General features: G+C 60.9%; 25 protein-coding genes and 1 pseudogene. 17 read left to right on the top strand and 9 right to left on the bottom strand.

Annotated elements, in window-relative coordinates; all coding sequences use genetic code 11:
* Positions 1 to 34 precede the first annotated feature (34 nt).
* From AC3WP7_RS15775 to AC3WP7_RS15750, 6 genes are all read left to right on the top strand, one after another.
* Entirely contained in the window at positions 35 to 985 is a 951-nt protein-coding gene (locus AC3WP7_RS15775; protein WP_093120181.1) for a choline sulfate utilization transcriptional regulator, read from the top strand.
* 31 nt (positions 986 to 1016) lie between these two features.
* Positions 1017 to 1346, top strand: coding sequence for a DOPA 4,5-dioxygenase family protein (locus AC3WP7_RS15770; RefSeq protein WP_058424390.1), 330 nt, complete (start codon positions 1017 to 1019; stop codon positions 1344 to 1346).
* A gap of 96 nt (positions 1347 to 1442) precedes the next feature.
* Complete coding sequence (locus AC3WP7_RS15765; RefSeq protein ID WP_092241478.1) at positions 1443 to 2402, top strand: 2-dehydro-3-deoxygalactonokinase; 960 nt, start codon at positions 1443 to 1445, stop codon at positions 2400 to 2402.
* 1 nt (position 2403) lies between these two features.
* Positions 2404 to 3024: a 2-dehydro-3-deoxy-6-phosphogalactonate aldolase gene (locus AC3WP7_RS15760; protein ID WP_092241476.1), complete on the top strand. Its 621-nt coding sequence runs from the start codon at positions 2404 to 2406 to the stop codon at positions 3022 to 3024.
* Between the two features lie 47 nt (positions 3025 to 3071).
* Positions 3072 to 4220, top strand: a complete 1149-nt coding sequence (dgoD, locus tag AC3WP7_RS15755; RefSeq protein WP_003170741.1) for a galactonate dehydratase — start codon at positions 3072 to 3074, stop codon at positions 4218 to 4220.
* A 67-nt stretch (positions 4221 to 4287) separates the two neighbouring features.
* Entirely contained in the window at positions 4288 to 5592 is a 1305-nt protein-coding gene (locus AC3WP7_RS15750) for an MFS transporter (protein WP_092241474.1), read from the top strand.
* 39 nt (positions 5593 to 5631) lie between these two features.
* Here AC3WP7_RS15750 and AC3WP7_RS15745 read toward each other — a convergent pair whose 3' ends face one another.
* From AC3WP7_RS15745 to trpB, 3 genes are all read right to left on the bottom strand, one after another.
* Positions 5632 to 7290, bottom strand: coding sequence for a BBE domain-containing protein (locus AC3WP7_RS15745; RefSeq protein WP_102592509.1), 1659 nt, complete (start codon positions 7288 to 7290; stop codon positions 5632 to 5634).
* A gap of 173 nt (positions 7291 to 7463) precedes the next feature.
* A complete protein-coding gene (gene trpA / locus AC3WP7_RS15740; protein ID WP_092241470.1) occupies positions 7464 to 8273 on the bottom strand; it encodes a tryptophan synthase subunit alpha in 810 nt (269 codons plus the stop codon).
* Positions 8273 to 9499: a tryptophan synthase subunit beta gene (gene trpB / locus AC3WP7_RS15735; protein WP_092241468.1), complete on the bottom strand. Its 1227-nt coding sequence runs from the start codon at positions 9497 to 9499 to the stop codon at positions 8273 to 8275. The genes trpA and trpB overlap by 1 nt, the downstream gene beginning before the upstream one ends.
* 110 nt (positions 9500 to 9609) lie before the next feature.
* Here trpB and AC3WP7_RS15730 point away from each other — a divergent pair, with 110 nt between their 5' ends.
* Positions 9610 to 10506, top strand: a complete 897-nt coding sequence (locus tag AC3WP7_RS15730) for a LysR family transcriptional regulator (RefSeq protein WP_102592508.1) — start codon at positions 9610 to 9612, stop codon at positions 10504 to 10506.
* Here AC3WP7_RS15730 and AC3WP7_RS15725 read toward each other — a convergent pair.
* Positions 10503 to 10829: an ElaB/YgaM/YqjD family protein gene (locus AC3WP7_RS15725; protein ID WP_003170746.1), complete on the bottom strand. Its 327-nt coding sequence runs from the start codon at positions 10827 to 10829 to the stop codon at positions 10503 to 10505. The two genes, AC3WP7_RS15730 and AC3WP7_RS15725, sit on opposite strands and share 4 nt — an antisense overlap.
* Positions 10830 to 10985: 156 nt before the next feature.
* Between AC3WP7_RS15725 and AC3WP7_RS15720 the strand changes: the two genes are divergently transcribed.
* Both AC3WP7_RS15720 and AC3WP7_RS15715 read left to right on the top strand, forming a co-directional pair.
* Positions 10986 to 11201: a dodecin gene (locus tag AC3WP7_RS15720; protein WP_032885105.1), complete on the top strand. Its 216-nt coding sequence runs from the start codon at positions 10986 to 10988 to the stop codon at positions 11199 to 11201.
* Positions 11202 to 11316: 115 nt separating this feature from the next.
* Positions 11317 to 11544, top strand: coding sequence for a DUF1161 domain-containing protein (locus tag AC3WP7_RS15715; RefSeq protein WP_012721486.1), 228 nt, complete (start codon positions 11317 to 11319; stop codon positions 11542 to 11544).
* A 61-nt stretch (positions 11545 to 11605) separates the two neighbouring features.
* On the opposite strand, the gene AC3WP7_RS15710 is transcribed toward AC3WP7_RS15715, so the two are convergent.
* Complete coding sequence (locus tag AC3WP7_RS15710) at positions 11606 to 12607, bottom strand: LLM class flavin-dependent oxidoreductase (protein ID WP_102592507.1); 1002 nt, start codon at positions 12605 to 12607, stop codon at positions 11606 to 11608.
* Positions 12608 to 12825: 218 nt separating this feature from the next.
* Here AC3WP7_RS15710 and AC3WP7_RS15705 point away from each other — a divergent pair, with 218 nt between their 5' ends.
* Entirely contained in the window at positions 12826 to 13257 is a 432-nt protein-coding gene (locus AC3WP7_RS15705) for an OsmC family protein (protein ID WP_017253980.1), read from the top strand.
* A 146-nt stretch (positions 13258 to 13403) separates the two neighbouring features.
* The gene (locus AC3WP7_RS15700) at positions 13404 to 13643 is read left to right on the top strand and encodes a DUF1161 domain-containing protein (protein ID WP_092241461.1); all 240 of its coding nucleotides are present in this window, start codon (positions 13404 to 13406) and stop codon (positions 13641 to 13643) included.
* Here AC3WP7_RS15700 and AC3WP7_RS15695 read toward each other — a convergent pair whose 3' ends face one another.
* A complete protein-coding gene (locus AC3WP7_RS15695; protein WP_071490919.1) occupies positions 13644 to 14066 on the bottom strand; it encodes a PA0061/PA0062 family lipoprotein in 423 nt (140 codons plus the stop codon). It lies immediately after the preceding gene.
* 141 nt (positions 14067 to 14207) lie between these two features.
* Between AC3WP7_RS15695 and AC3WP7_RS15690 the strand changes: the two genes are divergently transcribed.
* The gene (locus tag AC3WP7_RS15690; RefSeq protein WP_102592506.1) at positions 14208 to 15293 is read left to right on the top strand and encodes an aminopeptidase; all 1086 of its coding nucleotides are present in this window, start codon (positions 14208 to 14210) and stop codon (positions 15291 to 15293) included.
* A gap of 42 nt (positions 15294 to 15335) precedes the next feature.
* Here AC3WP7_RS15690 and AC3WP7_RS15685 read toward each other — a convergent pair whose 3' ends face one another.
* The gene (locus AC3WP7_RS15685) at positions 15336 to 15995 is read right to left on the bottom strand and encodes an HAD family hydrolase (protein ID WP_093514270.1); all 660 of its coding nucleotides are present in this window, start codon (positions 15993 to 15995) and stop codon (positions 15336 to 15338) included.
* Entirely contained in the window at positions 15992 to 16534 is a 543-nt protein-coding gene (locus tag AC3WP7_RS15680) for a gamma carbonic anhydrase family protein (RefSeq protein ID WP_092241455.1), read from the bottom strand. Before AC3WP7_RS15680 ends, AC3WP7_RS15685 begins: the two co-directional genes overlap by 4 nt.
* A 102-nt stretch (positions 16535 to 16636) precedes the next feature.
* On the opposite strand from AC3WP7_RS15680, the gene prlC reads away from it, so the two are divergent.
* Both prlC and AC3WP7_RS15670 read left to right on the top strand, forming a co-directional pair.
* The gene (gene prlC, locus AC3WP7_RS15675; RefSeq protein WP_071490923.1) at positions 16637 to 18688 is read left to right on the top strand and encodes an oligopeptidase A; all 2052 of its coding nucleotides are present in this window, start codon (positions 16637 to 16639) and stop codon (positions 18686 to 18688) included.
* Entirely contained in the window at positions 18685 to 18960 is a 276-nt protein-coding gene (locus AC3WP7_RS15670) for a YheV family putative zinc ribbon protein (RefSeq protein WP_003187322.1), read from the top strand. The genes prlC and AC3WP7_RS15670 overlap by 4 nt, the downstream gene beginning before the upstream one ends.
* 43 nt (positions 18961 to 19003) lie before the next feature.
* Here the strand turns inward: AC3WP7_RS15670 and AC3WP7_RS15665 are convergent, their stop codons facing one another.
* Positions 19004 to 19654, bottom strand: coding sequence for a phosphatase domain-containing protein (locus tag AC3WP7_RS15665; RefSeq protein WP_102592505.1), 651 nt, complete (start codon positions 19652 to 19654; stop codon positions 19004 to 19006).
* 226 nt (positions 19655 to 19880) lie between these two features.
* Here AC3WP7_RS15665 and AC3WP7_RS15660 point away from each other — a divergent pair, with 226 nt between their 5' ends.
* The 3 genes and pseudogenes from AC3WP7_RS15660 to AC3WP7_RS15650 all read left to right on the top strand — a co-directional run bounded on the left by AC3WP7_RS15660 (position 19881) and on the right by AC3WP7_RS15650 (position 23742).
* On the top strand, positions 19881 to 20633 hold the full coding sequence (locus AC3WP7_RS15660) for a gluconate 2-dehydrogenase subunit 3 family protein (RefSeq protein ID WP_092241451.1): 753 nt from the start codon (positions 19881 to 19883) through the stop codon (positions 20631 to 20633).
* 2 nt (positions 20634 to 20635) lie between these two features.
* Positions 20636 to 22420, top strand: coding sequence for a GMC family oxidoreductase (locus tag AC3WP7_RS15655; protein WP_092241449.1), 1785 nt, complete (start codon positions 20636 to 20638; stop codon positions 22418 to 22420).
* Between the two features lie 6 nt (positions 22421 to 22426).
* Positions 22427 to 23742, top strand: a pseudogene (locus AC3WP7_RS15650) (c-type cytochrome).
* Positions 23743 to 23792 lie beyond the last annotated feature (50 nt).

Genomic DNA, 23792 nt, shown 5'->3' with positions numbered 1-23792 from the left:
CCATGAAAAGCAATGTCTAGGATAAGCACCGCTTATGTATGAAGCCCTTGGCGACCTGTCCCTCGATCTGCTGCGCGCGTTCGAAGCAGCGGCGCGCCACCGCAGTTTTACCGCCGCTGCCATGGAACAGGGCACCACCCAGCCCGCGATCAGCCAGCAGATCAAGCGCCTGGAGGAACAACTGGCGATCCGCCTGTTTGATCGCATCTACCGTGGCATTGAGTTGACCGATGCCGGCGCCCTGTTGTTCGAGCATGTGCAGGGCGGTTTGCAGGGCATCAACCAGGGACTGAGCCTGATTACCCAGCAGGATCAGCATGAAGTGCTGCAAGTGGCGACCGACTTCGCCTTCGCCGCTTATTGGTTGATGCCGCGTTTGCACCGCTTCCACCAGGCCAACCCCCAGGTGGACGTCAGCCTGGTGACCAGCGAACGCAACCACGCGACCTTGCGCAGCGATATTGATGTGGCGGTACTGTTTGGCGACGGCCGTTTCAAGCAGGGCGATAGCCTGTGGCTGTTCAACGAGGAAGTGTTCCCGGTGTGCAGCCCGCAGTGGCTCAAAGAACAGGCCACGCCACTGACTAAGCAAAATTTGCACGATTTTCCGTTGTTGCACCTGCGCCAGGAAAACAACAGCCAGTGGTTCGACTGGAGTGGCGTGTTTCGCGAACTGGGCATCACCACTGCGCCTACTCCCGGCCAGTTGCGCTTCGATAACTACACCCTGTTGATCCAGGCTGCGATTGCCGGCCAGGGCGTGGCCATCGGCTGGCGCCATCTGGTGGACAACCTGCTGGAGCAGAACTGGCTGTGCCGACCGATCCACGACACGGTGATCTCGCGTTTCGGCTATTACGTGGTGCAACCCCAGCGCAAACGCCGAGGGCAGTTGGTGGAGCGGTTTGTCGACTGGCTGGTGGCCGAGCAGGCCAGCAGCGCGCAGTCGCTGACCGGACTGGCCCTGCCATCGATTGCGGTCTAGCATCTGGCGCATATTGGATCCGGAGTCCGTCATGCAACGTATCAAGGGCTATCACGCCCATATCTACTTCGACGCGAACACTATCGAACAGGCGCGCACCTTGTGTGAAGACGCTGCCAAACTGTTCCCGCTGCGCATGGGCCGTGTGCACGAGCGGCCTGTAGGGCCGCACCCGGACTGGAGCTGCCAGTTGGCGTTCGACCCGGAATACATCGGTGTGGTGTTGCCGTGGCTGGTGATCCATCGCAATGGCCTGGTGGTGTTCCTGCACCCCGATACCGGCGATGACCTGAAGGACCACACTGACTATGCCGTCTGGATGGGGGCAATGCGGGAGCTGAACTTGTCAGCCTTTTCTTAAATTAAATCCCTAAATATGGGATTGATATTTATATATTGAGACTTTCTGCGCCGTAGGTTTATATTCACTGCATCCGCTCAGAACTCAGGTGAAGCGATGCAGGCGCAATTGATCGCGCTCGATTGGGGTACCAGTTCCCTTCGTGCTTATAAACTCGGCCCCGTCGGCGCAGTGCTGGAACAGCGCTCGCTGGCGTGGGGCATCATGCATTTGCCCAATGAACCCCGGGACATTGCTGGCGTGCGTTGCAGCGATGGCTTCGAGTTGGCGTTCGATGCGGCGTGTGGTGACTGGCTCGACGCCGAGCCCGGTTTGCCGGTGATTGCCTGCGGCATGGTCGGCAGTGCCCAGGGCTGGAGCGAGGCGGCTTATCGCAACACCCCTGTCGATGTCGCCAGCCTTGGCCAGGCGCTGCACAAGGTGCGCAGCCTGCGTGGCGTGGATGTGCATATCGTGCCGGGCGTGATCGAGCAGATCGGCTTGCCCAACGTGATGCGCGGCGAAGAAACCCAAGTGCTGGGCGTGCTTCAAGGGCTGAGCACCAATGGGTTGATCGGCCTGCCCGGCAGCCATTCCAAGTGGGTCGAAGTGGTCGATGGCTGCATCACTCACTTCGACACCTTCATGACCGGCGAGCTGTTTGCGGTGTTGAGCAAGCACAGCATCCTTGGGCGTACCCAACAACAATCCGCACAATTCCAGGCTGACGCCTTTGACCGCGGCGTGCAGGTGGCGCTGTCCAAAGACGGCGAGCGCGGCGTGCTGTCGACGCTTTTCAGTGCGCGCACCCTGGGCCTCACCGCTGAACTCACTGCCGAGCAGCAGCCCGATTACCTCTCCGGCTTGCTCATCGGCCATGAACTCGCCGGCCTGCCCGGCAGTGCCCGGCACAAGCCGATCATCCTGGTCGGCGCCGCGCCCCTCTGCGCCCGCTATCAACGCGCCCTCGCCCTCTGCGGCTTCGCCCACGTCAGTCTGGCGCAGGAGGCCACCGAGCGCGGACTGTGGCAATTGGCGGTGGCATCCGGGCTCACTCAACCTGTATTGGAGGCCTGACATGCTCAAGCACGCACTCGCACAAAACGGTTTGATCGCGATTCTGCGCGGCATCCGTCCGGACGAAGCCCAGGCCGTCGGCCAGGTGTTGTACGAGGCCGGGTTTCGTGTGATCGAAGTCCCGCTGAATTCGCCCGATCCTTACACCAGCATCCGCACCCTGCGCGACAGCCTGCCCGCCGATTGCCTGATCGGCGCAGGCACGGTGTTGCTGCCTGAGCAGGTCGAGCAGGTGAAGGCGGCCGGTGGCCAGGTGATCGTGATGCCCCACAGCGATGCCAAGGTGCTGCGAGCGGCGAAAGCCGCAGGCCTGTTCCTGTCGCCAGGTGTGGCGACACCGACCGAAGCTTTCGCCGCCCTGGCCGAAGGTGCTGACGTGCTGAAGCTGTTCCCCGCCGAGCAGATGGGCCCGGCGGTGATCAAGGCGTGGCTGGCGGTACTGCCGGCAGGCACCTTGCTGCTGCCGGTCGGCGGCATTACCCCGGACAACATGCAGGTGTTTGTCGATGCCGGCGCCAAAGGGTTCGGGCTGGGTTCCGGGTTGTTCAAACCGGGTATGACAGTGGATCAGGTAGCGAGCCGTGCCCAGGCTTATGTCGCCGCCTGGAAAGTCCTGAGCTGACATCAAGTTCCGCGCCCCTGGCGCTGCATCTATAAGAGAGACAAGAGATGAAAATCACCAAACTGACGACCTTTATCGTCCCGCCGCGCTGGTGCTTCCTCAAGGTCGAGACCGACCAGGGCGTGACCGGCTGGGGTGAGCCCGTGGTCGAAGGCCGCGCCCATACCGTGGCGGCTGCCGTCGAAGAACTGTCCGACTACCTGATCGGCAAAGACCCGCGCAACATCGAAGACATCTGGACCGTGCTCTATCGCGGCGGCTTCTACCGCGGCGGTGCGGTGCACATGAGCGCCCTCGCCGGTATCGACCAGGCGCTGTGGGACATCAAGGGCAAGGCCCTCGGCGTGTCCGTCAGCGACTTGCTCGGCGGCCAGGTGCGCGACAAGATCCGCGTGTACTCGTGGATCGGTGGTGACCGCCCAGCCGACACCGCCCGCGCTGCCAAAGAGGCTGTGGCTCGAGGCTTCACCGCGGTGAAGATGAATGGCACCGAAGAACTGCAATTCGTCGACAGCTTCGAAAAGGTCGACCTGGCCCTGGCAAACGTCGCCGCTGTGCGTGATGCGGTCGGCCCCAACGTCGGCATCGGCGTCGACTTCCATGGCCGTGTGCACAAGCCCATGGCCAAGGTGCTGATGAAGGAGCTGGATCCGTACAAGCTGATGTTTATCGAAGAGCCGGTGCTCAGCGAAAACTACGAAGCGCTCAAGGAACTCGCGCCGCTGACCAGCACCCCGATTGCCCTGGGCGAGCGCCTGTTCTCGCGCTGGGACTTCAAGCGTGTGCTCAGCGAAGGCTATGTCGACATCATCCAGCCCGATGCTTCCCACGCGGGTGGCATCACCGAAACCCGCAAGATCGCCAACATGGCCGAGGCCTATGACGTGGCCCTGGCACTGCACTGCCCGCTGGGTCCGATTGCCCTGGCGGCGTGTTTGCAACTGGATGCGGTCTGCTACAACGCGTTTATCCAGGAGCAAAGCCTGGGCATTCACTACAACGAGAGCAACGACCTGCTCGACTATGTGCGCGACCCCGGTGTGTTCGACTATGACCAGGGCTTCGTGAAGATCCCCAACGGGCCGGGGCTGGGCATCGAGATCAATGAGGAATACGTGATCGAGCGCGCGGCCATCGGCCACCGCTGGCGCAACCCGATCTGGCGGCATGCCGACGGCAGCTTCGCCGAGTGGTAAGCACCCTGCAGGAGCCGGGATGCCGGCTCCTGCAAGCCCTCAATAAGCATAAGAAGAGGCAACCCCCATGCACCCTGAATCCTTCACCGGGCAGGCTTCTTTAGTCACGCCTACCAAAAAGCGTTTTTTCATCATGGTGCTGCTGTTCATCACCGTGGTGATCAATTACCTCGACCGCAGCAACCTGTCGATTGCAGCCCCGGCGCTGACCAGCGAACTGGGCATCGACCCGGTTCAGGTCGGGCTGATTTTCTCCGCGTTCGGCTGGACCTACGCAGCCATGCAGATCCCTGGCGGCTGGCTGGTGGACCGCGTGCCGCCGCGCATTCTCTATACCGCCGCGCTGATCTTGTGGTCCATCGCCACCGTGATGCTCGGCTTCGCTGCCAGCTTTATCGCGTTGTTCGTGCTGCGCATGGCGGTGGGTGCCCTGGAAGCCCCGGCGTATCCGATCAACAGCCGCGTGGTCACCACCTGGTTTCCCGAGCGCGAACGCGCCACGGCGATTGGCTTCTATACCTCCGGGCAGTTTGTCGGGCTGGCATTCCTCACGCCGGTACTGGCCTGGCTGCAACACGCCTTCGGCTGGCACATGGTGTTTGTCGTCACCGGTGGCGTTGGCATCCTGTGGGGGATCATCTGGTACGCGGTGTATCGCGAGCCGAAGGATTTCAAAGGCGCCAACGCCGCTGAAATCGAGCTGATCCGCGAAGGCGGCGGCCTGGTGGACATGCAGGAAAAAACCGCCAAGGCCCCGTTCAGCTGGGTCGACCTGGGGATCGTGCTGAGCAAGCGCAAACTCTGGGGCATCTACCTGGGGCAGTTCTGCCTGAACTCCACGCTGTGGTTTTTCCTGACGTGGTTCCCCACCTACCTGGTGAAATATCGCGGGATGGACTTCATCAAGTCCGGCCTGCTGGCATCGTTGCCGTTCCTGGCGGCGTTTGTCGGCGTGCTGTGTTCCGGGATCTTTTCCGACTGGCTGATTCGTCGCGGTGCGTCGGTGGGGTTTGCGCGCAAGTTGCCGATCATTGGCGGGCTGCTGATTTCCACGGCGATCATCGGCGCCAACTATGTGGACTCGACGGCCTGGGTGATTGCGTTCCTGGCGGTGGCGTTCTTTGGCAATGGCCTGGCGTCGATTACCTGGTCGCTGGTGTCGACCCTGGCACCGGCCCGCCTGTTGGGGCTGACCGGTGGGGTGTTCAACTTCATCGGCAACCTGTCGGCGATTGCCACGCCGATTGTGATCGGCTTTTTGGCCAGCGGTGATTCGTTTGCGCCGGCGATTACCTACATCGCGGTGCTGGCCTTGCTCGGGGCGCTTTCCTACGTGTTGCTGGTGGGTAAAGTCGAGCGGATCGAGTTGTAAAAAAGGGCGACCCTTGCGGTCGCCCTTTTTCCTTTTGGCTCAGGGCACCGACATCTCGTTACGGAACACATTCAGCGGGTCCCAGCGCTGCTTGGTGCGGCGCAGGCGGCTTTCGATCATCAGGTCAGGGAAGAAGATCTTGTACCACTGCGGGTTGGGTCCCTTGCTGGGGTCGCCGTCGATAAACAGCATGTCGCGGTCGGGGTAATTGATGTAGCACCCTTCGAACTGGGCATTGACCGGAACGCCGTTGTCATTGGCAAATGCCGCGAAAAACAGTCCCTGGATCCATTGCGCATGGGCTTGATCCGAAGTGCTGCTTTCGTCACGCCAATAGCATTGTGGTTGCCACTTCAAGTAGGACGAACGCTGTGCAACCGATGATTCCCGCCGCACGGCGGCGCTGGCCTGATTGATTTGCCCACCGAAGGACTGGATCTGGATCAGGCTTTGAGTCAGCCGTTTATCGGGATCGTCCCACGTCAGCGTGTCCCAGATCGCCTGCAGCACAGTGGCGATGAAAATACCCTTCTGGTAGGCCGACTTATACCGGCCACGCTGGTTGGGCCCTGAGCCGTTGAGTGTCTGCTGGCAATGCAGCCAATCCATTCGACGGGTCGCCGCCAGGGCAGACGCCAGTGAATTGATCGTCGGCCCTGGCGGGTTGCTGTGTGGCAGGTGGGTCGTTGGCGAAGGACTCAGGCATTCGGTCGCGGGAATGCCGATGGCATTGAGCATCGAGCTAACAAAGTCTTCAAAAGGCGCTTGATCATTCAACTCGCCCTGCTTGTCCACGTAATGAACATCCATCGTGACGTTGCCAGTGTTCTGATGGCGCATCTCCAGTTTGGTCGCCAGGCCCCAGGTGTCCGGGTTGGCCTGGTTGCGGGCAAACCAGCCCTGATAGGCCGCCAGCAATCTGTCGAGGGCTGGCTTGGTCAGCAGGGACCAGTCCCATTCCAGTACCAGCCACAGCACTTCCTTGGGGGCTTGTGGCAAACGTTCGAAGTAGTAACTGGTGATAATCCCGAACTGCCCGCCGCCTGCGCCGCAGCAGGCGGCGAACAGATCCAGTTCGTCCTGTTGGGTGCTATTGCGGGCGACATGCACAGGGACCAGGCCGTTGCCCTGGGCGTTCGGCACCAGGATGTCGACGCCGCTCAACCAATCGCACACCAGGCCATCCTTGCGTGACAGCAGCCCGTAGCCACCGCCGCAAATATGCCCACCCAGCCCGACCGAATAGCACGAGCCGCCGGGCAAGCTCGTGTTGGCCAGTTTGTACAGCGCCACATAGGCATCCCAGTTCTGGCCGCCCGCTTCCAGGCGGTAGCTGTAGCGATGAGGCGAGGCGGGCACCAGTTGTGAGGCAATCTGCCCCGTGGCGTCGTAGACCACTTGGTTCAGTTGGCTGATATCGATGATCGAGAGCACTTCGTTGGGACTGTCGGGCATTTTGTTCGCGACAAAACCCTCATAGCAGTGGCCACCGCTGCGCACCGTAATCCGGCCATCGGGGATCGCCAACGCCTGGGCGGCGGCGTCGATGATGTCCTGGGGGCTGTAACAGAGATAAATCAAGTTGGCGCCGTTCGACGACGATTCACCCTGCACATTGCCCAGCGGCCAGCGCAGGTTGAAACCTTTTTGCAGCGTTGAATGACGACGATCCGCAGCGGTAATGAGATCAAATGCCATGATGTACTCCAAAGAGCCAAGAATGACTTCTGATGCGACTAACTTAACGACCGGGAGGGCAAGGAATGCGGGGCTTGCGCAGGCGGTTAGACGGCAATAGGCATGAAGTGCGTTGAGGGAGGACGCAATGTCCACCCTCAAGCCTAGCGGAAAAAGCTGAAAGCGCCGGGCGCTTACTTACGGGCGTTACGCACGCCTTCCGACAGCGCCGCACACAGGCTCAACACGCCGTCGATGGCTTGCTGGTCGTTCTTGGCATTGGCGATGTGATCGATCAGCGCCGAACCCACCACCACACCGTCGGCCAGCCGGGCGATGGCCGCCGCTTGTTCCGGTGTGCGGATACCAAAGCCGATGCTGATCGGCAGGTCGGTGTGGCGGCGCAGACGGGTCACGGCTTCTTCGACGTGTTCCAGGGTCGCCGCACCGGCACCGGTCACGCCGGCGACCGAAACGTAATACACGAAGCCTGAGCTGCCGTTGAGCACGGTAGGCAGGCGTACGTCGTCGGTGGTCGGTGTGGTCAGGCGGATAAAGTCGATGCCTGCGGCCTGGGCCGGGTCGCACAGCTCGCCGTTATGCTCGGGCGGCATGTCGACCACGATCAGGCCGTCGACCCCGGCTTCCTTGGCGTCGGCGATGAACTTCGGTACGCCGTATTTGTGGATCGGGTTGAAGTAGCCCATCAACACCAGCGGCGTGTCGTTGTTGTCCTGGCGGAACTCGCGGACCATCTGCAGGGTTTTCACCAGGTTCTGCCTGGCATTCAACGCACGGATGTTGGCCAGCTGAATGGCCGGGCCGTCCGCCATCGGATCAGTGAAGGGCATGCCCAGCTCGATCACATCGGCACCGGCGGCCGGCAGGCCTTTGAGGATCGCCAGGGAGGTGTCATAGCCAGGGTCGCCAGCGGTGACGAAGGTTACCAGGGCGGCACGGTTCTGTTCTTTCAGCTGGGCGAAGCGGGTGTGCAGGCGGCTCATCAGTGTTTCTCCTGCTGCGATTGTTCCATATGGTGCATGACGGTTTGCATATCTTTATCGCCACGCCCCGACAGGTTGACCACCATCAGGTGATCCTGCGGCAGGGTCGGGGCGCGCTTGAACACTTCGGCCAGGGCGTGGGCGCTTTCCAGGGCCGGAATGATCCCTTCCAGGCGGCAGCATTTGTGGAAGGCGTCGAGGGCTTCGTCATCGGTCACCGAGGTGTACTGGACGCGGCCGATGTCATGCAACCAGGCGTGTTCCGGGCCGATGCCGGGGTAATCCAGGCCGGCAGAGATGGAGTGGGCGTCGATGATCTGGCCATCGTCGTCCTGCAGCAGGAAAGTACGGTTGCCGTGCAGTACGCCAGGTACGCCACCGTTGAGGCTGGCGGCGTGCTTGCCGGTTTCGATGCCGTGGCCGGCAGCTTCCACGCCGATGATCTCCACGCTCGTGTCATCCAGGAACGGGTGGAACAGACCCATGGCGTTGGACCCCCCGCCGATGCACGCCACCAGGCTGTCCGGCAGGCGGCCTTCCTGGGCTTGCAGTTGGTCGCGGGTTTCCTTGCCGATCACGGCCTGGAAGTCGCGCACCATGGCCGGGTACGGGTGCGGGCCGGCCACGGTGCCGATCAGGTAGAAGGTGCTGTCGACGTTGGTTACCCAGTCACGCAGGGCTTCGTTCATCGCGTCCTTGAGGGTGCCGGTGCCGGCGACCACCGGGATCACTTCGGCGCCCAGCAGCTTCATGCGGAACACGTTGGCCTGTTGGCGCTCGATATCAGTGGTGCCCATGTAGATCACGCATTGCAGTCCAAAGCGCGCAGCCACGGTGGCAGTCGCCACGCCGTGCATGCCGGCGCCGGTCTCGGCGATGATGCGTTTCTTGCCCATGCGCCGCGCCAGCAGGATCTGGCCGATGCAGTTGTTGATCTTGTGTGCGCCGGTGTGGTTCAGCTCTTCGCGCTTGAGGTAGATCTTGGCGCCGCCACAGAACTCGGTCAGGCGCTCGGCAAAATACAACGGGCTTGGACGACCGACGTAGTCACGTTGGAAGTAGGCCAATTCCTCGTTGAACGCCGGATCGATCTTGGCCGCTTCGTATTCTCGGGCCAGGTCTAGGATCAACGGCATCAGGGTTTCAGCGACGTAACGGCCGCCGAACGCGCCGAACAGGCCGTTGACGTCTGGGCCGTTGCGTAGATCGGTCTGGGACTGAGTCATGGGACGCTCCAGGAGAGAATGGGTGTAGGAAGCAATGAGGGCCACTCTACCCCTGACGTCCTGCGCTGAAAACCGATAAGATCGCCGCAACCTGTCAGGAAAACTCACAGATGAGTCGAGACCTTCCACCCCTCAATGCCTTGCGTGCCTTTGAAGCCACCGCCCGTTTGAACAGCGTCAGCCAGGCAGCCGAGCAATTGCATGTGACCCATGGGGCGGTCAGCCGGCAGTTGAAAGTGCTGGAGGAGCACTTGGGCGTGAGTTTGTTCGTCAAGGAGGGGCGCGGCCTTAAACTCACAGATGCCGGTACTCGTCTACGTGACGCCAGCGCCGAGGCGTTCGAGCGGCTGAGGGACGTGTGCGCCGAACTGACCCAGAGCAGTGCCGACGCACCGTTCGTGCTGGGTTGCTCGGGCAGCTTGCTGGCGCGCTGGCTGATCCCGCGCCTGGGGCGCTTGAACGCGGACCTGCCGGACCTGCGTCTGCACCTGTCGGCGGGTGACGGTGACCTTGACCCGCGCCGCCCCGGCCTGGATGCCCTGTTGGTGTTCGCCGAGCCACCCTGGCCTGCGGATATGCAGGTGTATGAACTGGCCAGCGAACTCATCGGCCCGGTGATGAGCCCGCGTTTCGCCCGCTACGAGCGGCTGCGCCGGGCACCCGCGTCGGTGTTGTGTGGTGAAGCGCTGTTGCACACCACCTCACGTCCGCAAGCCTGGCCCAGTTGGGCGCGGCAACACGGCATCGAACCCGGCGCGTTGAAACACGGCCAGGGGTTTGAGCATTTGTATTATTTGCTGGAGGCGGCAGTGGCCGGGCTGGGCGTTGCGATTGCGCCAGAACCGCTGGTGGTCGAAGACTTGCGCGCGGGTCGCCTGGTGGCGCCGTGGGGTTTCAGTGAAACCCCGGCGCACCTGGCGTTGTGGCTACCCAAGCGCGCCGCGGACGGACGCGCCGGGCAACTGGCGCAGTGGCTCAAGGCTGAGCTGTTGCGCCAGCCAGATTAGTCACCGCGCTTGCACAGCAGGTAGGCGGCCAGCAGGCCCAGTGCGCCTACGGCAACACCGGCTGTAGTCCATGGGTGTTCTTGTGCGTAGTCCCGGGTTGCAACACCGGTTTCGCGAATTTTGACTTTGCTTTCTTCGTAGGCATCGCTGATCAGGTGGCGGGAGTGCTTGAGGGCATTCTCGGCATTGCTTTTCAGGGCCTTCAAGGTTTTGCGCGATTCGTCAGACGCATCGTCCTTGAGGCTTTCCAGAGACTTGAGCAGGCTCGAAATCTCGGCTTCCATGCTTTCCAGCGACGCTTTGCGTAAAGAAGTGTTGGCCATGTGGACTCTCCTGAAGTGATTGAGTGGCGTGTGTAGATACCGACTGCGGCCGTTTCAGAAAGTGCAGTTAATCTGAACTTTCAGGTAGGAACGGTCGCCAGAAGCAGTACGAACATTGACTGCTACGCTTGCTTAACGACCCTTAGGAGAACTGCCATGAGTGATCATCACACCTACAAGAAAGTCGAATTGGTTGGCTCGTCGACCACCAGCATCGAAGACGCGATCAACAATGCCATTGCTGAAGCCAACAAGAGCATCAAGCATCTCGAGTGGTTTGAAGTGACTGAAACACGTGGCCATATCGAGAATGGCAAGGTTGCGCACTATCAGGTCACCCTCAAGGTAGGGTTCCGAATTGCCAGTAGTTGATCGCAGCGGTTGAACTTGCTGACTGGCCGATTGCCATAACCTGCGCTACAACCAATGGGTGCCGATGCCGCAAGCGTCGGCACGCTCTTTTTGATCAGCGCAAGGAAAGTAACGGATGAAGAAGTTCCTGTTAGCGGTAGGTTTGTTGAGCATTGCAGGCACAGCCCTGGCGGCAGGCAAGCCTTGTGAAGAGCTGAAAAGCGAGATTGCGGCGAAAATCGACGCCAAGGGCGCTTCGGGTTATTCGTTGGAAGTTGTGGATAAAGGCGCTGCAGCCGATGGCTACACGGTAGTCGGCAGCTGCGAAGCCGGTACCAAGGAAATCGCCTACAAGCGCGGTTAATCCCGTGTTGCAGACGTAAAAAACCGACGCGAGTGCGTCGGTTTTTTTTCGCCTGAGGGTTTTAGCCCTTCATCACTTGCGCCAGCAGTTCGTAGGAATGAATCCGATCGGCGTGCTCGTACAGGTCGCAGGTAAAGATCAGCTCATCGGCGCCGGTTTGTTCGATCAGCACCTCCAGCTTGGCGCGGATCTTCGCCGGGCTACCGACCATGGCCAGGCCGAGGAAGCTGCCGACCGCGTCTTTTTCATGGGGCAGCCACAGGCCGTCCATGGTTTTCACCGGTGCGCGCTGCACCAGGCTTTGCCCGCGCATCAGCGCGAGGATGCGCTGATAGACCGAGGTGGCGAGGTATTCAGCCTGTTCATCCGTATCTGCAGCGACCAGCGGAATGCCAAGCATCACGTAAGGCTTGTCCAGCACGGCCGAAGGCTTGAAGTGATTGCGATACACGCGAATCGCCTCATGCATCAGGCGCGGTGCGAAATGCGAGGCGAAGGCGTAAGGCAGACCGCGTTCACCTGCCAATTGCGCGCTGAACAGGCTGGAGCCCAGCAGCCAGACCGGTACGTTGGTGCCGGTACCGGGGACGGCGATCACCCGTTGGTCGGGGGTGCGTGGGCCGAGGTAGGCCATCAGCTCCGCCACATCTTCGGGGAAATCGTCGGCACTGCCGGAGCGCTCACGGCGCAGGGCGCGGGCGGTCATCTGGTCGGAGCCGGGTGCGCGGCCCAGGCCCAGGTCGATACGGCCGGGGTAGAGGCTTTCCAGGGTGCCGAACTGTTCGGCGATCACCAGCGGCGCATGGTTGGGCAGCATCACGCCGCCAGAGCCGACGCGGATCGTCGAGGTGCCACCGGCCAGGTAACCCAGCAGCACCGAGGTGGCCGAACTGGCGATACCGTCCATGTTGTGGTGTTCAGCCACCCAGAAACGGGTGTAGCCAAACTTTTCTACATGCTGGGCCAGGTCCAGGGAATTGCGCAGTGACTGCGCCGGACTGCCGTTGGCGCGCACGGGCACCAGGTCGAGGGTCGAGAACTTTACGTCGGACAGCGATTTCATAAGCCTGCTTCTCCAAAGGGGCCGCAGGCTTTTTAGACGAACCAAAACCTGCCGCTTCATGTGCATGCTCTATGCAATGAGGGCATATACCCGAGATTCAATAGCAGGCCAGGAAATTTCCTACTGAATCGCTAGGTTTTTCTCACAAGATGAACTTTGCCGGGCCGACTATCCTCAGAACCCTTACTGACGCAAAACCACCGTTCGAGGAGACCGCTATGAGTATCGTTAAAAAAGCATCCGCGCATTGGGAAGGTGACCTGAAGACTGGCCTGGGCTCTATTTCCACGGAAACCGGCGTACTGCGTGAAGCGCCCTACGGCTTCAAGGCCCGTTTCGAGGGCGGCAAGGGCACCAACCCGGAAGAACTGATCGGTGCGGCCCACGCCGGCTGTTTCTCCATGGCGTTTTCCATGATTCTCGGCGATGCCGGGCTCAAGGCTGACAGCATTGATACCCAGGCCGAAGTGACTCTGGACCAGGTTGACGGTGGTTTTGCGATCACCGCTGTGCACCTGATCCTCAAGGCCAAGATTCCGGGCGCGAGTCAGGCGCAGTTCGATGAACTGAGCAAAAAAGCCAAGGAAGGGTGCCCGGTGTCCAAAGTGCTGAACGCAAAAATCAGCCTGGATGCCACCTTGGTCAGCTGACACAGCCCGTCCAATGTGGGAGGGGGGCAAGCCCCCTTCCACATTTAGCCCTGCGTTAGATCAGAACTCGTGTTTTGTAAGTGTGGTCCTATTACCATGCAGCCTAGGCGCACACCCGTGCGCAATGCATTCAGGGAGCTTCACACATGAAACGTTTTGCCTTGGCGATCATCTGCGGTGTATTGGCCACATCGGCTGTGGCCGCGCCAAAAGACTGCGAAGAGCTCAGGAAAGAGATTGAAGTGAAGATCCAGGCCAAGGCGATTCCTTCGTACACCCTGGAAATCATCACCGCCGAAGAAGCCAAGAATCACGACAGTGCGATGATTGTCGGTTCGTGCGAAAACGGCACCAAGCGCATCATCTACCAGAAAAACAACAACTGATCAGATGCAGTTGACGCTGCGTTCCTCCGCGAGCAACTGACGCGCCGAATCGTACAACCGGATATTCGGCGTGAAGGCCAGCGAGCGTCCTTCCAGCACATAACGCTGGCCAGCCTGGAAGTGGTCATATTCCAGGGTCATGAAGCAGGTGCGATACATCATCTGGCTGAGCCCACCCAAACCGCCGCCGGCCGGGACTTCAAAGTCGAAGCGCACCATCAGTTCATGATGGCCGGGTGGCATTTGGAAGAAACGTCCGTCATCCAGGTTCTTGCCGTCCAGGCGCTGCGCCATGACCAGCTTGGAGCCCGGCGTCGGCGTAGTGAAATCGACCCACGCCTGTTGCGGATCCATCGGTGGTACGGGTGTTGTCGTGCAGGCGCTGAGGAACAAAGCGGCGACGGGTAACAAGAGCTGGCGCATGGCAGGCACTCAACGGGAAGATAGAATTGAGCCTGCTGCGACGGCGGCAGACCTCCCATGAGTATAAACACGTCGCGCCATGGAAAAATTCTGCCTGGGCGCGATAGTCTGGCGAGCAAATTACCCAGGAGCGGTCGGGGCATGGTCAGGCGTTTTCTTCCAGGGTTGATGGTTGTGCTGCTCAGCGGCTGTTCCAGTGTCAGCTATTACAGCCAGTTGGCCAGCGGTCAGTGGCAATTGCTGCGGGCCCGGGAGCCGGTGGCGCAGGTGATCGCCGACCCTTCCCGCCCACCGTTGTTGCGCGAACACCTGGCGCAATCGCAAAAGGCGCGTACGTTCGCCAGTGAACACCTGCATCTGCCTGACAACCAGAGTTACAGGTTGTACGCCGACATTGGCCGACCCTATGTGGTCTGGAACGTCTTCGCCACGCAGGAGTTTTCCCTGTCTCCTGAAACCCATTGCTTCCCCATTGCGGGCTGTGTGGCCTATCGCGGCTACTACAACCAGGGTGCGGCGCGTGGTGAGGCGGCGTTGTTGAAGCAGCGAGGCATGGACGTGTCGATCGGCGGTGTCGAGGCCTATTCCACCTTGGGCTGGTTCAATGACCCGATCATGAATTCGATGATGAACTGGGGTGATGAGAGGCTGGCCACGTTGATCTTCCACGAACTGGCGCATCAGCGTTTCTATGTGAAGGACGACACCGAGTTCAATGAGTCGTTTGCCAATTTCGTCGAGCAGGAAGGTACGCGTCAGTGGCGCGCTGCACGTGGCTTGGCGCCGCAGAGCCTGTCGGCGTCGAAGCAGCGTGATGAGTTCATTCAGCTGATCCTCGATACCCGCCAACGATTGGAAAAACTCTATGCCCAACCCTTGGCCACTGATGTGATGCGCCAGGCGAAGGCGGCCGAGTTCGAGCGTCTGCGTCGCGATTACCGGCAGCTGCGCGACAGCCAGTGGGGCGGGGACAAACGGTATGACGCGTGGATCAACCAACCCATGAACAATGCGCGGTTGTTACCGTTCGGGCTGTATGACCAGTGGGTGCCTGCGTTTGCGGCGTTGTTTGCGCAGGAAGGTGGGGATTGGCTGAGGTTTTATGCGGCGGTGGAGAAGCTGGGCGGATTGCCGATGGAACAGCGCAAGGCGGCGTTGAGGCAGTTGCAAGGTATTGGCCTTCAGGGCCTCATCGGGGACAAGCCCCTCCCACATGCTAATTTGTGAACACACTCCACTGTGGGAGGGGGCTTGCCCCCGATAGCGTCCTCAAGTGCGCTGCAAAAATGCCTGGTGCATCTGCGCCAACGTCTCGAAATGCCAGGTCGGCGCCTCGGCATCCAGCTCCTCGAAACTGCCGAACCCATACCCCACCGCCGCCGAATCCAGCCCATTCTTGTGCGCGCCGATCAGGTCATGCTTGCGATCACCAATCATCAAGGTGGTGGCCGGGTCCAGGCCTTCCTCGCTCATCAGGTGGGCGATCAGTTCGATTTTGTTGGTGCGCGTCCCGTCCAGCTCGCTGCCGTAGATCACCTTGAAGTGCTTGGCAAAGTCGAAATGCCGGGCGATTTCGCGGGCAAACACCCAGGGCTTGGAAGTGGCGACGTAGAGCTGGCGGCCTTGATCGTTCAATGCTTCCAGCAGCGGCATCACGCCGTCGAACACACGGTTTTCGTACAGGCCGGTGACCTTGAAACGCTCGCGATAGAAATTCACCGCTTCCCAGGCCTTGGCCTCGTCGAAGCCGTAGAACTGCATGAACGCCTGCAGCAAGGGCGGGCCGATGAAGTGTTCGAGTTTGGTCAGGTCCGGCTCGTCGATACCCAACTTGCCGAGGGCGTACTGGATCGAGCGGGTAATGCCCTCGCGTGGGTCGGTGAGCGTGCCGTCCAGGTCGAACAGGACGGTTTGGTAAGGCAAGGTCATCGGTCGAATCCTTCAGCCAGGTGCAGGTCTTTGAGCTTCACGTAATTCGCGGCGCTGTAGGTGAAAAAGGCGCGTTCCTTGTCAGTCAACGGGCGAATCTGTTTGACCGGGCTGCCGACATACAGGAAGCCGCTTTCAAGTTTCTTGCCCGGCGGCACCAGGCTGCCGGCGCCGATGATCACGTCGTCCTCGACCACGGCGCCATCCATCACGATGCTGCCCATACCGATCAGGATGCGATTGCCGACTGTGCAGCCATGCAGCATGACCTTGTGGGCGATGGTCACGTCGTCGCCGATCAGCAGCGGGAAACCGTTCGGGTTGAACGGCCCGGCGTGAGTGATGTGCAGCACACAGCCATCCTGCACGCTGGTGCGCGCACCGATACGGATACGGTGCATGTCGCCACGGATCACGGTCAGCGGCCAGACCGAGCTGTCGGCGCCGATTTCGACATCGCCGATCACCACCGCCGAAATATCGACAAAAGCCCCGGCGCCCAGGGCTGGCGTGTGGTTCTGATAGGTGCGAAGGGTCACGATAGCCTCTCTCTCTTCTGCTGATAGCTGCGGTGGGCGTTGATTGTAATTAAGATGGCCCCATCTTTGTTCTTACATGTTTCTTCAGCCAAGGTGCCAACCGTGAGCGCGAACAACCCTCTTCTGCAGTCCTACGACCTGCCGCCGTTCTCGGCGATCCGTGCCGAGCACGTCCAGCCGGCCATCGAACAGATCCTCGCCGACAACCGCGTTGCCATCGAAGGCATCCTGCAAAGCCAGGGCAAAAATCCGACATGGGCCGGCCTGGTGCTGGCCATGGACGAGCTGAATGATCGTCTGGGCGCCGCGTGGAGCCCGGTCAGCCACCTCAACGCCGTGTGCAACAGCGCCGAACTGCGCGAAGCCTACGAAGGCTGCCTGCCGGCATTGAGCGCCTACTCCACCGAGATGGGCCAGAACCGTGCGCTGTTCCAGGCCTTCGAAGCCCTGGCTAACAGCCCGGAAGCCGCCGGTTTCGACGTGGCGCAGAAAACCATCCTGGAACACTCCCTGCGTGACTTCCGCCTGTCGGGCATCGATCTGCCGCCGGAGCAGCAAAAACGCTACGCTGAAGTGCAGAGCAAGCTGTCGGAACTGGGCAGCAAGTTCTCCAACCAGTTGCTGGACGCCACCCAGGCCTGGACCAGGCACGTCACCGATGAAGCCACCCTCGCCGGGCTGACCGACTCGGCCAAGGCGCAAATGGCCGCCGCCGCCCAGGCCAAAGGTCTCGACGGCTGGCTGATCACCCTCGAATTCCCTAGCTACTACGCCGTCATGACTTACGCTCAGGACCGTGCCCTGCGTGAAGAAGTCTACGCGGCCTACTGCACCCGCGCGTCGGACCAAGGCCCGAATGCCGGTCAGAACGATAACGGCCCGGTGATGGAACAGATCCTCGACCTGCGCCAGGAACTGGCCCAGTTGCTGGGTTATGCGTCGTTCTCCGAATTGAGCCTGGCCACCAAGATGGCCGAGTCCAGTGACCAGGTGCTGAGCTTCCTGCGTGACCTGGCCAAGCGCAGCAAGCCGTTTGCCGCCCAGGACCTGCAACAGCTCAAGGCCTACGCCGCCGAACAAGGCTGCGCCGACCTGCAAAGCTGGGACAGCGGTTTCTACGGCGAAAAACTCCGCGAGCAGCGCTACAGCGTGTCCCAGGAAGCCCTGCGCGCCTACTTCCCGATCGACAAAGTGCTGGGCGGCCTGTTCGCCATCGTGCAGCGCCTGTACGGCATCGAGATCGCCGAGCAGAAAGGCTTCGACACCTGGCACCCGGATGTCCGCCTGTTCGAAATCAAGGAAAACGGGCAACACGTGGGCCGCTTCTTCTTTGACCTGTATGCCCGCGCCAACAAGCGCGGCGGTGCCTGGATGGACGGTGCCCGCGACCGTCGTCGCACCATCGACGGTGTGCTGCAAAGCCCGGTGGCCAACCTGGTGTGCAATTTCACCCCGGCCGACAGCGGCAAGCCTGCCCTGCTGACCCACGATGAAGTCACCACGTTGTTCCACGAATTCGGCCACGGCTTGCATCACCTGCTGACCCGCGTAGAACACGCAGGCGTGTCCGGCATCAATGGCGTGGCCTGGGATGCGGTGGAACTGCCGAGCCAGTTCATGGAGAACTGGTGCTGGGAGCCGGAAGGCCTGGCGCTGATCTCCGGCCACTATGAAACCGGCGAGCCGTTGCCCCAGGACCTGCTGGAAAAAATGCTCGCGGCGAAGAATTTCCAGTCCGGCCTGATGATGGTGCGCCAACTGGAGTTCTCGCTGTTCGACTTTGAATTGCACGCCACCCACGGCGATGGTCGCAGCGTGGCGCAGGTGCTGGAAGGCGTGCGCGATGAAGTGTCGGTGATGCGTCCGCCGGCCTACAACCGCTTCCCCAACAGCTTTGCGCACATCTTCGCGGGCGGTTATGCGGCGGGTTATTACAGCTACAAGTGGGCCGAAGTGTTGTCGGCGGATGCCTTCTCCAAGTTCGAAGAAGACGGCGTGCTCAACGCCGAGACCGGCCGTGCCTTCCGCGAAGCGATCCTGGCGCGTGGCGGCTCCCAGGAGCCGATGGTGCTGTTCGTCGACTTCCGCGGACGCGCGCCGTCGATTGACGCACTCTTGCGCCACAGCGGCCTGAGTGAGGACGCGGCAGCATGAGTGAAGGGCCTGTGATTACCAAAAAGCAATTTATCGCCGGGGCGGTCTGCCCGGCATGCAGTGAGCCGGACAAGCTGAAGATGTGGACCGAGGACAACGTGCCGCACCGTGAGTGCGTGGCCTGCGGCTATACCGACACGCTGAATGATCAAGGGTTGTCGGTGCCCAAGGAATTGGGCACGCGGGTCAATACCACGGCGTTGAAAGCACCGGCGGACCCGAAGGTGCAGGCGGTGCAGTTCTTTCCTAATCCGAAGTTGAAAAAAGACTGACGGGCGGCCCTCTGTAGGAGTTCGGCCAGCCGGGCTCCTACAGTTATTTCTCGTCTTTTCCCGTCGTCGTGATCCAATCCTTCATCGAGCACAACGCGAACGCGCTAGTGCTGCAATCGCCATTCGCCAAGGCCGTGCGTAACTTGTCGATATCGGCCCTCATCATGTAGCGAACGCCGTCCTTGAAGCCATTGCTGGAGCCAAACCCGCCCAAGGTCATTTCGTTCAGCGCGTCTTCCTTGCTCCATCCCTGAATCACTACCCGATACATCGCCGCCATCAGGCCAGTGCGGTCAGAGCCGTGCTTGCAATGCATCAGCACCGGGCCGTTGGCTTCGGCTTCCCGGATGGCCCTCAGCGCCGCCAACACGTCCGTATCATCTACATGGTTGGTGCGATACGTCAGTTGAACCTGACGGATGCCAGGCGATTTGAGCCAGTCGGCATCCGACTCCGGCAGGAAGTTGATCACGGTGCCGATCTTCAGTTGTTCCAACAGCGGCCCGGCGTTGCGATCCGGTAGTGCGCTGCGGTAGAGGGTGGGCGTCATCTGGTGCAAGTTGTATTGATTACCCACAGGCTGGGCCCACTCCGGTGAACGGATGGAGACGGTGTCGTCGGCTTGAGCGTAAGCGCAGGTGAACATCGCGATGATCGCGAGGCCGAGGCCCGACAACCATTGATTCTTGAGCATGGGTGACATAACCGAGCAAGGAGTGGGTGGTGCTCAGGTTCGTCCAGAGGGGGTCAATGAGGCGTGAGGAGGCCGTCAAAGAATCGTGAATCCTCAGTCTTTAGTCGCTGAAACGGTTCTGTGAATTCATAGCCTGCTATCATTTGTAACTATCGATTGCCTAAAAGGCCAAGCCGCTCACTAGAAGCCGGCCGATATTCCCGTGACCACATGATGAGGTGCCACCATGTCTGATCAAGATCAAGACAACCCCCGGCGTGACTTTTTGCGCAAATCCTTGACCTTGATCCCGGTGGTCACGGTTGCCAGCACTGGCCTTGGCGGCTCGATGCTGATGGCAACGCCTGAACCGGCGCAGGCCGCTCCCGCCAAGCCTGTGGTGAGTGAAAAGGCCTACGAGCCTGCTTACTTCACGGCTGAGGAGTGGGCGTTTATCAACGCCGCCGTCGAGCGCCTGATTCCCGCCGATGAGCAAGGCCCGGGCGCCCTGGAAGCCGGTGCGCCGGAATATATCGACCGTCAGATGAACACCCCGTACGCCAGCGGCGCGCTGTGGTTCATGCAAGGCCCGTTCAACGCGGATGCCGCTCCAGAGATGGGCTGGCAGTCCAAACTGGTGCCCAAGGACATCTATCGCCTGGGCATTGCCGCGACGGATGCCTGGTCGAAAGCCTTCAACGGTAAAGCTTTTGCTGCGCAAGACAGCGCTACCCGAGACGATATGTTGCGTCGTCTGGAAGCTGGCGGCAGTGAAGTGACGGCGCATTTTGAAGCGGTGCCGCCCAAGATGTTCTTCAACCTGTTGCTGCAAAACACCAAGGAAGGGTTCTTTTGCGACCCCATCCACGGTGGCAACAAAGGCATGGTCGGCTGGACCATGATCGGCTTCCCTGGCGCTCGTGCCGATTTCATGGACTGGGTTGAACGCAACGAGCAATACCCCTTCCCGGCAGTTTCCATCCGCGGTGAGAGGGCATAAACGTGGCGACCATCATGAAGAAAGTGGATGCAGTGATCGTAGGCTTCGGCTGGACCGGCGCGATCATGGCCAAGGAGCTGACGGAAGCAGGCCTCAACGTGGTTGCGCTGGAGCGTGGCCCGATGCAGGACACTTACCCGGACGGCAACTATCCCCAGGTCATCGACGAACTGACCTACAGCGTGCGTAAAAAACTCTTCCAGGACATTTCCAAAGAGACCGTGACCATTCGCCATAGCGTGAATGACGTCGCCCTGCCCAACCGTCAGTTGGGCGCGTTCCTGCCGGGCAACGGTGTGGGCGGCGCGGGCCTGCATTGGTCGGGGGTGCATTTCCGTGTCGACCCGATCGAGCTGCGCATGCGCAGCCACTATGAGGAACGCTACGGCAAAAACTTCATCCCCAAGGACATGACCATCCAGGACTTCGGCGTGAGCTATGAAGAGCTGGAGCCGTTTTTCGACTACGCGGAAAAAGTCTTCGGCACCTCCGGCCAGGCCTGGACCGTAAAAGGTCAGCTGGTAGGCGAAGGCCGTGGCGGCAACCCGTATGCACCGGACCGTTCCAATCCGTTCCCGTTGGAAGCGCAGAAGAATACGGTCTCCGCACAGCTGTTTCAGAAAGCGGCTGCCGAGGTGGGTTACAAACCCTACAACCTGCCGTCCGCCAATACCTCGGGGCCCTATACCAACCCCTACGGTGCGCAGATGGGGCCGTGCAACTTCTGCGGTTTCTGCAGCGGCTATGTCTGCTACATGTATTCCAAGGCCTCGCCGAACGTGAACATCCTGCCGGCGTTGCGCCAGGTACCGAACTTTGAGCTGCGGCCCAATTCCCACGTACTCAAGGTCAACCTCGACAGCACCAAGAGCAAGGCCACCGGCGTGACCTACATCGACGCCCAGGGCCGGGAATGCGAACAGCCGGCAGATCTGGTGATTCTCGGCGCCTTCCAGTTCCACAACGTGCGTTTGATGCTGTTGTCGGGCATCGGCAAGCCCTACGACCCGATAACCAATGAGGGCGTGGTGGGCAGGAACTTCGCCTACCAGAACATGGCCACCATCAAGGCTTTCTTCGACAAAGACACTCATACCAACAACTTCATCGGTGCAGGCGGCAATGGCGTGGCCATCGATGACTTCAACGCCGACAACTTCGACCACGGCCCCCATGGCTTCGTGGGTGGCTCGCCGATGTGGGTCAACCAGGCCGGCAGCCGGCCGATTGCCGGTACGTCCAACCCGCCAGGCACACCGGCCTGGGGCAGCGCGTGGAAACGCGCCACCGCCGATTACTACACCCACCAGGTGTCGATGGATGCCCACGGTGCCCATCAATCCTACCGGGGCAACTACCTGGATCTGGACCCTGTTTATCGCGATGCCTACGGCCTGCCGCTGCTGCGGATGACGTTCGACTGGCAGGAAAACGACATCAAGATGAACCGCTTCATGGTCGAGAAAATGAGCAAGGTCGCCGAGGCGATGAACCCCAAGGCGATTGCCCTGCTCGGCAAAAAGGTCGGTGAGCATTTCAATACGGCGTCCTACCAGACCACCCACCTCAATGGCGGCGCGATCATGGGCACCGACCCGAAAACCAGCGCGTTGAACCGCTACCTGCAGTGCTGGGATGTGCACAACGTGTTTGTCCCAGGTGCGTCCGCTTTCCCACAAGGCCTGGGCTACAACCCTACCGGCCTGGTGGCGGCGCTGACCTACTGGTCGGCGCGGGCCATTCGCGAGCAATACCTTAAAAATCCCGGCCCACTGGTTCAGGCATAAGGAGCGATGATCATGAAAGCACTTGTTATCGCCACCTTCGCCCTGTTCAGCAGCTGCTCTGTCAGTGCGGCTGAAACCGATTTGATCAAGCAAGGTGAATACCTGGCCCGCGCCGGTGATTGCGTGGCCTGCCACACCGCCAAAGGCGGCAAGCCCTTCGCCGGCGGGCTGCCGATGGAAACGCCGATCGGCGTGATCTATTCCACCAACATCACCCCGGACAAGACCGGCCTGGGCGACTACAGCTTCGAAGACTTCGACAAGGCCGTGCGCCATGGCGTCGCCAAGAGCGGTAGTACGCTTTACCCGGCGATGCCCTACCCGTCTTATGCGCGTGTCAGCGACAGCGATATGCAGGCGTTGTATGTGTATTTCATGAAGGGTGTCGAGCCGGTCGCTCAGCAGAACAAGGACAGCGATATTCCGTGGCCCTTGAGCATGCGCTGGCCGCTGGCGGCGTGGCGTTGGATGTTTGCGCCGGCTGTCGAAGCGCATCAGGCGCAAGCCGCCGTCGACCCGGTGGTCAGCCGTGGCGCCTACCTGGTGGAAGGCCTTGGCCATTGCGGCGCATGCCACACGCCACGGGCCCTGACCATGCAGGAAAAAGCCCTGAGTGCCTCTGACGGCAACGCCTTCCTGTCCGGCAGTGCGCCGCTGGAGGGCTGGATCGCCAAAAGCCTGCGCGGTGACCACAAGGACGGCCTCGGCAGTTGGAGTGAGGAGCAGCTGGTGCAATTCCTCAAGACCGGCCGCAGTGATCGCAGCGCGGTGTTTGGTGGCATGAGCGACGTTGTCGTCCACAGCATGCAGTACATGTCGGAGGATGACCTGACGGCTATCGCCCGTTACCTCAAGAGCTTGCCGGCGGTGGACCCCAACGACCAACCGCATCAGTACGACAAGCAGGTGGCCGAGGCGCTGTGGAAAGGCGATGACCGCAAGCCGGGCGCGTCGGTATACATCGACAACTGCGCGGCCTGCCACCGTACTGATGGGCATGGCTACACGCGGGTGTTCCCGGCGCTGGCGGGCAACCCCGTAGTGCAGACGGCGGATGCCACGTCGTTGATCAACATCGTGTTGAATGGCGGCACCTTGCCGGCTACCCACGCGGCGCCCTCGACCTTCACCATGCCGGCGTTCGCCTGGCGTCTGTCGGATCAGGAAGTGGCGGATGTGGTCAGTTTCATTCGGGGCAGTTGGGGCAATAAAGGTGCGCCGGTGAAAGCCAACGAAGTGGCGGACCTGCGCAAGAACGATATGCGCACCACTTCGGGCGATGACCTGGGCCAGGTCACGCAACGGCACTGATCCCTGGCTGACCGCCAAACGGCACTGGTCAGAAGCCCTGCGCCTCGATACTGTATATAAA

It is taken from the genome of Pseudomonas sp. FW305-3-2-15-C-LB1 (assembly GCF_058787615.1).
The sequence above is the reverse complement of the archived record's forward strand: the minus strand, read 5'-3'. Positions and strand labels throughout refer to the sequence as shown.